We start from the raw sequence: 12,172 nt of genomic DNA on the forward strand, positions 1-12,172 counted from the left end.
GGGTTGGCTGAAACGTCCGCTCCTGCCGCGACCCGGGCGTTGGTCGGCCGTCCAAACTGGCTGGCCGACATCGCTTCCCAACGCCCGCACATGCCGAATGGCGCGCGTTGGGCTCACGATCCCGAGGGCACTGGACCCGATCTTTCGCCGCAGCTGTTGAACTCGCGCGTGATCGTCGTCGCTAACGTCACATTGGCCACGCAGGCGTGTCTGCTGTCTCCAGCTGTTCGTCTATGTGGCGCACGTAGGCTTTACAATTGCTTTCCAACACAACAGGTTTAAGCCTCCCAGCTCGCATGTATGCACATATGCGGGCAGGTGGTAGAGCGTGAGGATATGAGCATGGGCGAGCAGACAAGCGCCGAGTTCGACGACCAGGCCTTGATCGATGCTGCGACGGCGACCATAGTCGTGGAGCCGAATCCGGCGGCGAAGCGGAATTCCTGGGTCACGATCGAGCGAGTGGCCGCGGACGGGACGGAGCAACGATTCAAGATCGTGAGCTCGGATGACGCAGACGCCGTACTGGGCTGGGTCTCTGAAGAGTCCCCGCTGGGTCGCGCGGTGACGGGTGCTCATGCTGGCGATGTGGTCGACGTCCAAGGTGTTAGGAACCCGTTTCAGGTAAAGGTTTTGGCAGTCGTCAACGTGTAGCTCGTTTCTTGATCGCTTAGTACAAGACCAACTGCCTGTAAGGGTTCAGCCTGTGGGAACCATCGAATAAGCGGTTCTCGACACTGTCGTGGCGTGCACCCATCGCGGATCGGAATATCCGCTATTGCCGCGACCCGCGCGTTGGTCGGCCGTCCAAATTGGTTGGCCGCCAGCGCTTCCAAACGTCCGCAACTGCCGATGTCAGGATGGTTCTTGCCGATCCTGTCTGATCAGCACACCGGTGACAGAGTGGCCGGGGGACTCGATCCGTTCCGTTCGCGGAAGAGGCACTTCGGTCAGCTTGCCGTCGTAGATCATCCAAAGTCCGAAGCAGTCGTCCTCCTCGTCGCGGATGAGAACCTGCACCGAGTCCGGGCGTGGCCACGGCAAGGCTTCGAGATACGACAACAGCCCACCCCAGGTGTTTCGGGAGAACTGGATAATCCAGGCATAGCACTCGCTAGACCGATACTGAAATCCCGTCCCTGAGAACTTCGTATCATCGATCGCGTTGAAGTTTTGATGCCACCGCCGGGAATCATCGTCCTGCTCCAGATGTTCCATGACCTCCTCCGCCCCACGTGCCAGAACAATGACCTCAGCGAATCTGCTCATCCCACGACACCTCTCCGCCACGACTACATATCCCGGCCACGCCGTGACCCTAAAGACAAACCTCCACGTCCGCGACCGGATATCCGGTCATGCCGCGACCCGCGCGTTGGTCGGCCGTCCAAACTGGTTGGCCGACAGCTCTTCCGGGTACGCGCCCATGCCGAGTTGAGGGGGGAAGGGCGTCGACAGCCAGAACCCGCTACGCGCCGTCGATTCAATCGTTTTCCCGAACACTCATGACAGTGACCCACCACCACGCTGGGTGGCGTACTCGGCGAAACGAGCGGACATCTCCGCGTCGAAAGCGGACACCCGTTCCAAGGAATCGAACTTGTGGAACCGGTCTCGTCGCAAGTACCACTCCATCAACGACACCGCCTCCTGGGCATGTCCCTGCGACAACGTCAACATCACGACATCACGCAACCGTGCAGGATCCGGATTGGACCTGTCCGGGCTCGTCAAGTTCGGCATGCGAGCCAGCTCCACAAGCTGCGCCAGACTCGCACGCTGGTCGAACCATTGAACGACCGGACCACCCAGCAAACCCATGATCTGATCCACCCCATAGTCGACATGAGCCTCGACGCTGATCCAAACCGTCGTATGCCCGGGATAGCTCGGATGCGGAAAGAACCCGAACTCAACCGACTCCAGGCACCCCGGCAAACGTGCCTTGGCATTGCTTTCCAACGCCCCGGCCGACAACTCCGCTCGCAACCGAGCGACCGGGTCTGCCATCAACACTGCGTCGCACGTGAGGCCCACGCTCCCGCCGTTGTCTCGCAGCATGTTGGCCTCGACCACCTGCCTCAGCTGGGTATCGCTGTCCTCAGGGGAGGTGAACCATTCTCTGCGGTAGCGCGGATAGCGCTTGCCCGGCTCGGCCGGCGTAAGCCCTTCCGGCACCCCCGACGGGGCGAAGCCCTCCGCGGCCAACCGCTCACTGAGACTGACCGTGATCATCTTCATCAACCGCGCCGACCCGCTGGCAGCCATGGCGTGTCTCCCTCCTCGATCAGCGCGTACACCCGCACCCAATGCACCCTATTGCCGCGTTGCGCGCTGATCGAACCGGCCAGCCGGCTCTTCGAAAGATCAACCAGGCGAGATGATCTCAGGAATCTGCAGACGTGTCTGTCGGGCGGCATAGCCCTCCCTCGATTTGCTGTCGGACCCTCGCTTTAAGGTGCATGACATGTCCGTGTGCGTTGTTCTCGACCTGTTCATCAAAGATGTCGCGAGTATGGATCAAGCGGCAACGTTGGTGCCGGCACTTCGAGAGCTATTGAGTCAGAAAGACATTGAGAACGAGGGGATCATCGACCCCCAGGGTGACGGCACGCTCACGATTTCGATCGTGAGCTCGCTGTTGAGCATCCGCGGCTTTTCGGAGTGGACTTCCGAGGTCGAGCAAGCCGTCAAGCAGTTGGTATCCAAGCATTCCCCAGGAGCGTCAGCACATCTTTACTGGATGGATCCCGAGGACGGCCCTGAAGAACAGGAAGACTGATCACACGGAACGTCCGCTTCTGCCGCGACCCGCGCGTTCTCCTCTGGCGGTTCGCCTCGGTGGGGGCATCGTGAGAGATGGCTCCCACCTCTGATCTCGATGTCACCTTTGCCGGTGACGATCTCGTGCTCCGGCTGGCGACGCTCGCCTACCTCGCCCGCTTCTCCGCGGTCTCCCGCATTCACACCAAATCCGATCTGCGCCTGTACTTCTGCTGGTGCACCGAGCGCCACCTCACCCCGCTGACCGTCACCCGCACGGAGGTCGAACGGTACATGCGGTGGATGCAAGAGACCCGCCACTTCAAACCCGCCACCATCGCTCGGCGCCTGGCCGTGGTCGCGGGCTTCTATCGCACCTGTGTCATCGACGGGCTCCTGGACCGCTCACCCGCGGAGTACGTGCGCCGCCCACGGGTGTCGAACGAGTCACCGACACTGGGGCTTTCGCATCTGCAGTTCGAGGCACTGCTGTGCGCGGCACGCGAGTCGGACAACCCCGCCGACTTGGTCACTCCCGGTACGCCTCTACCCACTGCCAACCGTGACGTTCGGCTATTTCAATGAGTTGTCTTTTGGCCAAGCATGATTGGGCCGTTCCATCGGGGCCAGGCGTACAGCCCCGGTGCTGCCAGAGTCCAATCCTCACGTTCGCTTGCCGCTCGAGATGGTCCGATGGCAGTAGCCGGTGATGGCTTACACACGAGATCACTTACTGCCCCTGATGTTCCCGAGGGCCGGGAATATCGAAATCCCAACCCGGCTTGCCCTGGTTCGCAGCCCGGATCTCCATCAGGTAAGCCCTTCGACCGCAAGACATCTGGGTGTTTCCATAGCCGGCCCGGCAGTCTCGATGGACCCCCAACTCAGACTCGACAGAGCCTGGGAACTTCAGCGCCTGATTCCACTGCCCCCGGGCACAGGACGGCGTGGTACTCCCCCGCTTCATGAGCGCCTCCGATGCTGGTGCGCGGTGCCGGCGAGCCGGAGTTCAAACGGCTTACCACCGCGGAGGTGAACAGATACGGCACGTGGCCGACCCCTGGCGGCGTCGATCCTGCTCTCGATAAGACTTCCGAAAAATGCGACAGCGAAAATGACGCTCAACGACATCAAAATGTCAGCATCCCAAGGCATTACGACTCCTAGTGCTCTTCGGCTGAATCCCCGAGCGGCGGCCTTCCTGATTGTCGTCGCCAGGTTCTATGTGTTAAGTAGACACCAAATTGGTATGAATGGACCGCCCGTTACGGGCAGTCCATGAAATACGGTGGAATGACCGTAACGGGCGGTGCCCGTGGCGGACATGCCCTTGACGGGCAGTGCCCGTTGCGGACTTCCCTCTGATAGCGAGGCTAAAGAAATGACCGGATTGACGGTCTCTCGCCTGGATTTCGGCAATTTCATGCGAGAGCTGAGGATGCGCGCCCCAAGGCCGGCTGTGCTGGCTGCGGCTACTCACGTCGGGAGCTCTCGGCAGGCCATAGACCGTATGGAGGACGGTTCTCCAACCAGGCTCGGCGATCTGCACATCAATGCCCTGCTGGAGTTCTACGCCGCCGAGTCCGGGGCACGGGTCAAGGCGCTGGAACTGTGGGAGGAGGTCAAGACCGAAGAGAAGGCCGCGAAGGGGCAAGGCAACATCTGGAAGGCGTACAAGGATCAGGTTGCTCCCAACACAGGCAAGTTCCTACGACTGGAAAGAGTTGCCGAACAACTCATTTCACACAATCCGGTAATACTCCCAGCGCTGCTGCAGGTGCCCGACTACCGCCGTGCACTCGATCGAGCCAGCAGCGCGAATCTCTCCCTGGTAGATCTAGAACGCCGGATCGAGTTGAGCACCGAACGGCAAGCGCGACTGGACGATCCCAGCTTTCGGTACGAGGCACTGCTGTGCGAGGCAGTACTTCGAAACCAAGTCGGGGAGCCTGGCGTGATGCGGACCCAGCTGGACTGGCTAGCTGAGGTGGGGAAGCGCGAGAACGTTGTCATCCGGATCATTCCGTTCTCAGCGGGCGCACACCCGGGCCTGACGATGCAGACGTTCGATTGGCTGAAGTTTCCTCCCGGCACGAGCGGCCTTACCTTGCCGACCGTCGTGTACGCGGAAGGCGCCATTGGGTCGGCGTTCCACGAGCACCACGAAGATGTCAACCGATATCGACAGGCAATCGAAGGCATCCGCGCTGTAGCGTTGGAAGAACAAGACACCAGGGACCTGGTGGTGAGGATCGCGAAGGAGTACGCGGCGTGAAGAAGCCGGTCAAGGGCGAGTGGTACAAGTCGAGCCGGTCCAACAGTGGCAATCAGTGCGTGGAGGTCTTCCACGGCGAGGACATGACCAAGGTCCGCGACTCCAAAGAACACGGCCTTGGACCGGAACTTGAGTTCCCTGCCGATGATTGGGCCAAGTTCATCAATAGCGGCGTCTGGAACGCCTGACCAATCACGGAGCCAAAAGCGGCCTGTCCCAATAGCATTGAAGATAGGCCGCTTTGCCGTTCCGGCGCACCTAACCGAGGCGGTCTGCCGATAGCTTCAGGAGGACCCGGAGCCCCTCGTTGATCTTCCCGGCGGCATTTTCGAGCTGCTCCGGAGTGAGGCGCTTACCGAACGCCGCGGCGTCGAGTAGTTGGTTGCGTACCTGCTCCAGGTTCATCGTGGCCAAGTCCCGAGGCATGAGTTCAGGCATGGCCGAGAGAATACCCGAGTCGAACATGGGTTCGAAACGACCGGTCTTTAGGCGTCCGGCTCGCTTTCATCGCTGATGCGGTGGTAGCCCAACTGCCCTGGTGGCCAAACCACCGCGCGCATGAACCGCGCCCCCACCATCGCGATTTCGTCATTGCCCATCCCCGCTCGCACCGATGCCGCGGCGTCGTCCTATCGACGATGAACGCTTCCCGCCGGCTGGGCCGGGTCAGGAATCTACAACACTCAGCGGGCACCCCGATACGCGCCGGACGCTATCCCCGGAGTGCGTCCGCTACATCGACGGTCCACCCGCTCACGCCCTGGCCGGAGAGGCGCCCCACACGGGTTGCGGCCACATTCCATCGAGCAATTAGTTGATGTTCCTGGCAAACGACCCATTCCCAGGCGATGCCGGGGAATGGGTCGTTGGTTCCAGATCTACTTACCGAGGTGATAGGAGATGTTCTGTTGCGTCATCCCCGAGAGGTCGGCCAGCCGCTCCTGCGTGTAGTACTCGGGGGCCGCGGCCCGGAGCTTCGCGATCAAGTCCAGCCGCGCCCCCTTTGCCCTCTCTCCGACGGCGATGGCCGCAGCCCATTCCTCGAAGTGCCGACGGATGAGAGCGTCACGGTCGCCGGTGTCCATACGTGACCCTTGGACCCATACACCCACCGTCGGTACAAAGGTTTTGTATCCTGATCCGGCCGCCGGGGCGTCGGGTGCAGGATGCGTGCCGTCCCCCTCCGAAGAGGGAGCGATGGCGTGGATTTCGGGAGTGCTCATGCCCTGTTCCAATCAGATTTGCTGGATGGATGCTGGGGTCGAAAACTCACCGGCGTGTCGACTTGCGACACGCCGGAGTGATTATCATCTCCAGGTCGCGGATTAGTCAGATTTGTAGTCAGATTGACGGGAGCGATCGGTATCCGCTGGTAGGCGGGTCGACCGGTTCGGGTAGCCTGACCAGGAAAATAGGTATGTTCCAGTAACTGTCGGTAACACCTAACGTGTAACACTGGCGAAACACAGCCTTGATTGCGGGGAAACACCGCGTCCATACCGTCTGGTCGCGACGAACCCATGCAGTAGAACTGGCTGGGAACCGATCCGTAAGGAGTACTAAGTGGCGTTCAGCACGGCCGACGAGGTCATCAAGTACATCAAGGAGGAGGAGGTCGAATACGTCGATATTCGCTTCACCGACCTCCCCGGTGTGCAGCAGCACTTCTCGATCCCGGCGAAGGCTTTCACGGCCGACCTGGCTGAGGAAGGCCTCGCGTTCGACGGCTCGTCCGTCCGCGGCTTCCAGTCGATCGACGAGTCGGACATGCTGCTGCTGCCCGATTTCAGCACCGCGCAGCTGGACCCGTTCCGCGCCGCCAAGACGCTGAACCTGAACCACTTCGTGCACGACCCGTTCACCCGCGAGGCGTACTCCCGCGACCCCCGCAACGTTGCCCGCAAGGCCGAGCAGTACCTGGCCTCCACCGGCATCGCGGACACCTGCTTCTTCGGTGCCGAGGCGGAGTTCTACATCTTCGACTCGATCCGCTACGACTCGAAGATGAACGGGTCCTTCTACGAGATCGACTCGATCTCCGGTTCCTGGAACACCGGCAAGGAGCGCAACGCCGACGGCTCCCCGAACCTCGGTTACAAGGTGCGCAACAAGGGTGGTTACTTCCCGGTTGCCCCGTACGACCACTACGTCGACCTGCGCGACAAGATCTCGACGAACCTGCAGAACGCGGGCTTCATTCTCGAGCGCGGCCACCACGAGGTCGGCACCGCCGGTCAGGCCGAGATCAACTACAAGTTCAACACGCTGCTGGGCGCTGCTGACGATCTGCAGCTGTTCAAGTACATCGTGAAGAACACCGCGTGGCAGGAAGGCAAGTCTGTCACCTTCATGCCGAAGCCCCTCTTCGGTGACAACGGCTCGGGCATGCACGCCCACCAGTCGCTGTGGAAGGACGGCAAGCCGCTGTTCCACGACGAGGCCGGCTACGCGGGCCTGTCGGATCTGGCGCGTCACTACATCGGCGGCATCCTGCACCACGCCCCGTCGCTGCTGGCGTTCACCAACCCGACCGTCAACTCCTACCACCGTCTGGTGCCGGGCTACGAGGCCCCCATCAACCTGGTGTACTCGCAGCGCAACCGCTCGGCCGCGATCCGCATCCCGATCACCGGCGCCAACCCGAAGGCCAAGCGCATCGAGTTCCGCGCGCCGGACTCCTCGGGTAACCCGTACCTGGCCTTCGCCGCCATGATGATGGCCGGCCTGGACGGCATCAAGAAGAAGATCGAGCCCCAGGCTCCGGTCGACAAGGACCTCTACGAGCTGCCGCCCGAGGAGGCCAAGAACATCCCGCAGGCCCCCACCTCCCTGGCGTCGGTCATCGACCGCCTCGAGGACGACCACGACTACCTCACCGAGGGTGGCGTGTTCACCACCGACCTGATCGAGACCTGGATCGACATCAAGCGCACCCAGGAAATCGCCCCGGTCAACCTGCGCCCGCACCCGTACGAATTCGAGCTCTACTACGACGTCTAAATCGTCTGAGCTACAAGCGTTCTCGTGAAGCCCCAGCTGCCTCGGCAGCTGGGGCTTCGCCCGTTTCGGGGTTATGCGCAGGGCTGGGTGCCGGCGGGTGCTACCGGGAGCCACATTTCACCGGCGTAGCCGGGCAGCACGATGCCGTCGGGGAAGGCGGCGGTGGCGCCGGTGTCGTATTGGCCGGTCAGGTGGTGGTAGCCGGTGGTTGTGGGGGTCCATTTCATGGTGATGGTGCTGCCGGTGATCGTGGTGGTGCCGAAGTTCGTGCCGTTGTCGGCTACCCAGGCATTGCGGGCGGAGGTTCCGCCGCTGAGGCTCGGCAGTAGGGCCGAGCCCGATGAGGCTGCCAGTGAGGCGGGGATGTTCGACATGGTCACGGTGAGTGGGCATCCCACCTCGGGGGTCCCGTGCACCGTCGTGCAGTTCGACTGGGAGACATCGCCGCAGGCCTTGGGCTCGGTGCTCCCGGCGCCGCCGACCTGGACGGTCGCATTGCCGAGGTCGGTGTAGGGCGGCTGGCTCGCATCGGTGTTGCCGTATCCGAAGCCCAGCACATGGGTGCCCGGAGTCAGCGGAGTCCACTGGATGGTCCAGGTGTACGACAAACCGACGCAGGGGGTGCCGGCCGGAACGCTGGAGGTGATGTTGCCGGTGGGCCGGATGGTCACACCGCCGGAGGTGTCCGACAGTCCCCCGCCCTGGCATCCGTTGATCGGGACAACGATATTGTAGGTCTGCCCGACCTGAAAGTTGCTGCCCTGCACGGTCATTCCCGTGCCCGCCACGTCGGCGTGGGCCGCCGCGCCGGTGAGCATGGTCAGAGTGGAGGCTGCGGCGGTGATACCCGCCGCGGCGAGGGTGCGAGCTGATGTCCGGGTACGCATCATGCGGTCATTCTCGATTCGGTAACACTCACTGAAGCGGGGGTGTTTCAGTTTGCGAATCGCACTGTTCACCGATCGACAGGCCGTCGCATGCCCCCATTTTTGGGGGCCCATCGCAATCTGAAGCTAAACCAATTCACACTTCTTTGTGAACTACAGTGTTCGCAAACATGCCCGTGAGTAAGAGAGCGATATGACAAATTTTGCCAAGATGTCTGCCGCAGTAGCGATCGCATCCATCGGGATCGCCTGTGCGACAACCACTGTGAACGCCGCGCCGGTAGCCCTCGATCCGGCCCCGGCGGCTCAGGACGTGGCGACGACGCCGATCGCGACCACCGGTTCCGCGCTGACCGACATCCTTACCGCCCCGATCCTGTTCCCCCTCGGCTTCATCGCCTTTGCGCTGTGTGCCGCGTCCCCGGATCCGGACCACTGCCCCGCGTATCTGCTATACGGCGCGGCCGCAACCGCGTCAGGCGTGCACAACTAGCCCACCGATTCCTTTGCCGACGAGCCACGGTCTACCTGTTCATGACAAACCGACTCGAGACCCTGGCTCGCGACCTGATCGACGGCCCGCACTCCGCCATCCTCTCCACCAGCGACAGCGAAGGGCGACCGCAATCGTCGGTGATCTTCGTAATATACGACGACGACACCATCGTGTTCAGCACTATCAAGGGCCGCCTGAAAACCCGCAATATGAACGGGAATCCGTGGGTCAGCCTGCTCATTCTGAGTAAGACCAGCGGTCAGTACGTGAACATCCGCGGCAAGGTCGACATCACCGAGGACCGGGAGAATTTCCACGACGTGGTCTACGGCCGGTACATGGACGGCACCACGCCCCCACCCGAACCCGAGGCCGAACGGCTGATCGTCCGCATCACCCCGGACCGGATCTACGCGTTCCCGCCCGCGTAGATCCGGTGCCGAATCATCGGGAGCCGGCGGCATCCAACGCGGCCAGATAGCCGAAAACCAGGCCGGGTCCGATGGTTCCGCCGGGGCCGGGGTAGGTGTGGCCCATGACGGGAGCGCTGGCGTTCCCGGCGGCGTAGAGGCCCTCGATGATCGAGCCGTCCGCGCGCAGGACGCGGGCGGCGGTGTCGGTGACGAGACCGCCCTTGGTGCCGAGGTCGCCGGGGACTAGCTTGGCGGCGTAGTACGGACCTTGTTCCAGGGCACCGAGATTCGGGTTCGGGTGGTGGCGGGGATCGCCGTAGTAGCGGTCGTAGGCGCTTTCGCCGCGCCCGAAGTCTTCGTCCTTGCCACTGTGGGCGAAGGTGTTGAAACGCGTGATCGTGGCTTGCAGGTTGTCGGCGGGGATATCGATCTGCGCGGCCAGGTCGGCGAGCGAGTTCGCCCGGGCGAGGATGCCGGCCTTGAACCAGCGGCCGGGCAGCGGCTGGCGCGGCGGCAGGCCCGCGAAGAGATACCTGTTGCGGTAGCGCTGGTCGAAAATCAGCCAGGCGGGCAGGTTTTCGGCGGGGCCGGCGCCTTGGCCGTTCTCGCCGCCGTACATGTGGTGGGTCGCCTCGACGTACGGGAGGGATTCGTTCATGAAGCGCTCGGCGCGGTCGTTGACGATGAGGCTGCCGGGCAGATTGCGCTCGGCGAGACAGAACCAGGGCTGGCGGGGTAGCGGAATGGACGGCCCCCACCAGGCGTCGTCCATGAATTGCACTGCCGCGCCGACGGATTGACCGGCGCGGATACCGTCACCGGTATTGGCCGCGGCGCCGACGGTCCAGTCGGTGGTGATCGGATCGCGCTGGTACTGCTTGCGCATGGCCTCATTGTTCTCGAACCCACCGGCCGCGATCACCACGCCGCGCCTGGCGGTGAGCACCTGCTCGACGCCGTTGCGCCGCACCACAACCCCGGTGACCCGGCCGTCCTGCGCCTGCAGCTCGAGCAGCGGAGTATCGAGCCACAGCGGCACCTGCGCCTCCAGCAGACCGGCGCGCAGCATGGCACTCAGCGCCTGACCGCGCGCGAGCAGATGCTGTCGCAGCACCTGTGCCTTCGCCCAGCGCGCACCGATGCGAAGCACGCGCAGCGGCGCACGGGGATTGCGCAGTCCCAGGTGGAACTGCCGGAAGTCCGCCTGGGTAGCGACGAAGTTCTTCGCCGCGGCCACGTAGTCGGGTTCGAGTGTGGCCAGTTCCGCGCCGAGTCCCTTGGCGTCGAACGGTTTCGGCTCGACGGACCGCCCGTGCGCCCGCCCGCCGGGTGCCTCCGGGTAGTAGTCGGAGTAACCCGGCACCCACTGCAGATCCAATGCCGAATGCGCCGTGAGGAAGTCGAGGGCTTCGGGCCCGCGATCGATATAGGTGCCGATCCGCCCGGCATCGCCGTATTCACCGACAATGCTGGTCAGGTAGGTGCGGGCGGCCTCGATATCGTCGGCCGGAGCCTGTCGCCGGAGCACCGCATTGCCGGGGATCCACACTCCCCCGCCGGACCGGGCCGTGGATCCGCCCCAGTGCCGGGACTTTTCGATGATCACGGTGGACAGGCCGTGGTGGGCGGCGGTGAGAGCGGCTGCCATGCCCGCCGCACCGGAGCCGACGACGATCAGGTCGAAGGTGTCGGCATTGTCGTTGTGCTGCATATTCTTCGAATCCTTTGAAAGAGTGGTGCGGCGTCAGCTACCGGCGCGCCAGCGGTCGTCGAGCACGGCGCTCAGCGCCCCTTCGACGCACAGCAGCAGCGACGCCGCCCGATTACTCGGATTGCGCAGCCACTGCAGGTAGCCGAACTCCGCCGCCGCGAGCATCAGATGCACGAGCAGGCCGGGATTGCTGTCCACGTCCGGATCACGTGACATGCGTTGTGCGACAAGCTCGACCAGCCGGGTGCGATGCTCCGGCGTGATCAGCGCGACGCGGTCGAGCAGATGCGGCGCCGTCCGGAAGGCGGCCCGCCACTGTTCGAGATCGGCCGCGGACAGTGTGGTGGACCGGGTCTGAATGGCCTGTGCGAGCGCCACATCGGCCGCTTCGTCACCGGGCCGCTCCTCGAGCAGCGTGGCAATGCCCGCGCCGCCCTCGCGCACCGGGTCCAGCAGCAGATCCTCCTTACTGCGCACATGCCGGAAATAGGTGCTCGGCGAGATACCCGCGGCGGCGGCGATCTGCTCGGTGGTCACCTCGTCGAATCCCTTGTCCGCGAACAGCTCGAAGGCTGCCCGCTGGATTTCGGATCGGACCTGACGCCGTTGCCGTTCACGTAATGACAC

At 63.2% G+C, this 12,172-nt stretch carries 15 protein-coding genes; 8 read left to right on the forward strand and 7 right to left on the reverse strand.

Annotated features, from left to right (window positions below; genetic code table 11):
* Positions 1 to 342: 342 nt before the first annotated feature.
* Positions 343 to 654 carry a GreA/GreB family elongation factor gene (locus ABZX86_RS24425; RefSeq protein ID WP_355126990.1) on the forward strand — a complete coding sequence of 104 codons (312 nt, stop codon included), beginning with the start codon at positions 343 to 345 and terminating at the stop codon, positions 652 to 654.
* A gap of 201 nt (positions 655 to 855) precedes the next feature.
* Here ABZX86_RS24425 and ABZX86_RS24430 read toward each other — a convergent pair whose 3' ends face one another.
* Entirely contained in the window at positions 856 to 1,269 is a 414-nt protein-coding gene (locus tag ABZX86_RS24430; RefSeq protein WP_355126991.1) for a hypothetical protein, read from the reverse strand.
* A 234-nt stretch (positions 1,270 to 1,503) separates the two neighbouring features.
* Positions 1,504 to 2,268, reverse strand: a complete 765-nt coding sequence (locus ABZX86_RS24435; protein WP_355126992.1) for a hypothetical protein — start codon at positions 2,266 to 2,268, stop codon at positions 1,504 to 1,506.
* A 199-nt stretch (positions 2,269 to 2,467) separates the two neighbouring features.
* Between ABZX86_RS24435 and ABZX86_RS24440 the strand changes: the two genes are divergently transcribed.
* The 4 genes from ABZX86_RS24440 to ABZX86_RS24455 all read left to right on the forward strand — a co-directional run bounded on the left by ABZX86_RS24440 (position 2,468) and on the right by ABZX86_RS24455 (position 5,226).
* On the forward strand, positions 2,468 to 2,782 hold the full coding sequence (locus tag ABZX86_RS24440) for a hypothetical protein (RefSeq protein ID WP_355126993.1): 315 nt from the start codon (positions 2,468 to 2,470) through the stop codon (positions 2,780 to 2,782).
* A gap of 77 nt (positions 2,783 to 2,859) precedes the next feature.
* A complete protein-coding gene (locus ABZX86_RS24445) occupies positions 2,860 to 3,348 on the forward strand; it encodes a hypothetical protein (RefSeq protein ID WP_355126994.1) in 489 nt (162 codons plus the stop codon).
* Positions 3,349 to 4,144: 796 nt separating this feature from the next.
* Positions 4,145 to 5,038, forward strand: coding sequence for a DUF5753 domain-containing protein (locus ABZX86_RS24450; RefSeq protein ID WP_355126995.1), 894 nt, complete (start codon positions 4,145 to 4,147; stop codon positions 5,036 to 5,038).
* Positions 5,035 to 5,226 (forward strand): DUF397 domain-containing protein, encoded by a 192-nt coding sequence (locus tag ABZX86_RS24455; RefSeq protein WP_355126996.1) that lies wholly within the window; start codon positions 5,035 to 5,037, stop codon positions 5,224 to 5,226. Before ABZX86_RS24450 ends, ABZX86_RS24455 begins: the two co-directional genes overlap by 4 nt.
* A 70-nt stretch (positions 5,227 to 5,296) precedes the next feature.
* Here the strand turns inward: ABZX86_RS24455 and ABZX86_RS24460 are convergent, their stop codons facing one another.
* Both ABZX86_RS24460 and ABZX86_RS24465 read right to left on the reverse strand, forming a co-directional pair.
* The gene (locus ABZX86_RS24460) at positions 5,297 to 5,476 is read right to left on the reverse strand and encodes a DUF6374 family protein (RefSeq protein ID WP_355126997.1); all 180 of its coding nucleotides are present in this window, start codon (positions 5,474 to 5,476) and stop codon (positions 5,297 to 5,299) included.
* Between the two features lie 440 nt (positions 5,477 to 5,916).
* A complete protein-coding gene (locus ABZX86_RS24465; RefSeq protein ID WP_355126998.1) occupies positions 5,917 to 6,261 on the reverse strand; it encodes a hypothetical protein in 345 nt (114 codons plus the stop codon).
* A 340-nt stretch (positions 6,262 to 6,601) separates the two neighbouring features.
* Between ABZX86_RS24465 and glnA the strand changes: the two genes are divergently transcribed.
* Positions 6,602 to 8,038, forward strand: coding sequence for a type I glutamate--ammonia ligase (glnA, locus tag ABZX86_RS24470; protein WP_327141182.1), 1,437 nt, complete (start codon positions 6,602 to 6,604; stop codon positions 8,036 to 8,038).
* A 71-nt stretch (positions 8,039 to 8,109) separates the two neighbouring features.
* On the opposite strand, the gene ABZX86_RS24475 is transcribed toward glnA, so the two are convergent.
* Positions 8,110 to 8,928 carry a hypothetical protein gene (locus ABZX86_RS24475; protein WP_355126999.1) on the reverse strand — a complete coding sequence of 273 codons (819 nt, stop codon included), beginning with the start codon at positions 8,926 to 8,928 and terminating at the stop codon, positions 8,110 to 8,112.
* 208 nt (positions 8,929 to 9,136) lie between these two features.
* On the opposite strand from ABZX86_RS24475, the gene ABZX86_RS24480 reads away from it, so the two are divergent.
* Together ABZX86_RS24480 and ABZX86_RS24485 are read left to right on the forward strand one after the other, a co-directional pair.
* Positions 9,137 to 9,418 (forward strand): hypothetical protein, encoded by a 282-nt coding sequence (locus tag ABZX86_RS24480; RefSeq protein ID WP_355127000.1) that lies wholly within the window; start codon positions 9,137 to 9,139, stop codon positions 9,416 to 9,418.
* A 41-nt stretch (positions 9,419 to 9,459) separates the two neighbouring features.
* On the forward strand, positions 9,460 to 9,852 hold the full coding sequence (locus tag ABZX86_RS24485) for a PPOX class F420-dependent oxidoreductase (protein WP_355127001.1): 393 nt from the start codon (positions 9,460 to 9,462) through the stop codon (positions 9,850 to 9,852).
* Positions 9,853 to 9,865: 13 nt separating this feature from the next.
* Here ABZX86_RS24485 and kstD read toward each other — a convergent pair whose 3' ends face one another.
* Both kstD and ABZX86_RS24495 read right to left on the reverse strand, forming a co-directional pair.
* Positions 9,866 to 11,545, reverse strand: coding sequence for a 3-oxosteroid 1-dehydrogenase (gene kstD, locus ABZX86_RS24490; protein WP_355127002.1), 1,680 nt, complete (start codon positions 11,543 to 11,545; stop codon positions 9,866 to 9,868).
* Positions 11,546 to 11,578: 33 nt separating this feature from the next.
* Positions 11,579 to 12,172 (reverse strand): TetR family transcriptional regulator, encoded by a 594-nt coding sequence (locus tag ABZX86_RS24495; RefSeq protein ID WP_355127003.1) that lies wholly within the window; start codon positions 12,170 to 12,172, stop codon positions 11,579 to 11,581.

The sequence above is a fragment of the Nocardia sp. NPDC006630 genome, from assembly GCF_040611495.1.
Lineage (GTDB): Bacteria > Actinomycetota > Actinomycetes > Mycobacteriales > Mycobacteriaceae > Nocardia.

Excerpts from the sequence above, each read along its gene's own strand:
- ABZX86_RS24425 (WP_355126990.1), top strand. The coding sequence starts at position 343 with ATGGGCGAGCAGACAAGCGCCGAGTTCGACGACCAGGCCTTGATCGAT.
- ABZX86_RS24430 (WP_355126991.1), bottom strand. The coding sequence starts at position 1,269 with ATGAGCAGATTCGCTGAGGTCATTGTTCTGGCACGTGGGGCGGAGGAG.
- ABZX86_RS24435 (WP_355126992.1), bottom strand. The coding sequence starts at position 2,268 with ATGGCTGCCAGCGGGTCGGCGCGGTTGATGAAGATGATCACGGTCAGT.
- ABZX86_RS24440 (WP_355126993.1), top strand. The coding sequence starts at position 2,468 with ATGTCCGTGTGCGTTGTTCTCGACCTGTTCATCAAAGATGTCGCGAGT.
- ABZX86_RS24445 (WP_355126994.1), top strand. The coding sequence starts at position 2,860 with ATGGCTCCCACCTCTGATCTCGATGTCACCTTTGCCGGTGACGATCTC.
- ABZX86_RS24450 (WP_355126995.1), top strand. The coding sequence starts at position 4,145 with ATGACCGGATTGACGGTCTCTCGCCTGGATTTCGGCAATTTCATGCGA.
- ABZX86_RS24460 (WP_355126997.1), bottom strand. The coding sequence starts at position 5,476 with ATGCCTGAACTCATGCCTCGGGACTTGGCCACGATGAACCTGGAGCAG.
- ABZX86_RS24465 (WP_355126998.1), bottom strand. The coding sequence starts at position 6,261 with ATGAGCACTCCCGAAATCCACGCCATCGCTCCCTCTTCGGAGGGGGAC.
- ABZX86_RS24475 (WP_355126999.1), bottom strand. The coding sequence starts at position 8,928 with ATGATGCGTACCCGGACATCAGCTCGCACCCTCGCCGCGGCGGGTATC.
- ABZX86_RS24480 (WP_355127000.1), top strand. The coding sequence starts at position 9,137 with ATGTCTGCCGCAGTAGCGATCGCATCCATCGGGATCGCCTGTGCGACA.
- ABZX86_RS24485 (WP_355127001.1), top strand. The coding sequence starts at position 9,460 with ATGACAAACCGACTCGAGACCCTGGCTCGCGACCTGATCGACGGCCCG.
- kstD (WP_355127002.1), bottom strand. The coding sequence starts at position 11,545 with ATGCAGCACAACGACAATGCCGACACCTTCGACCTGATCGTCGTCGGC.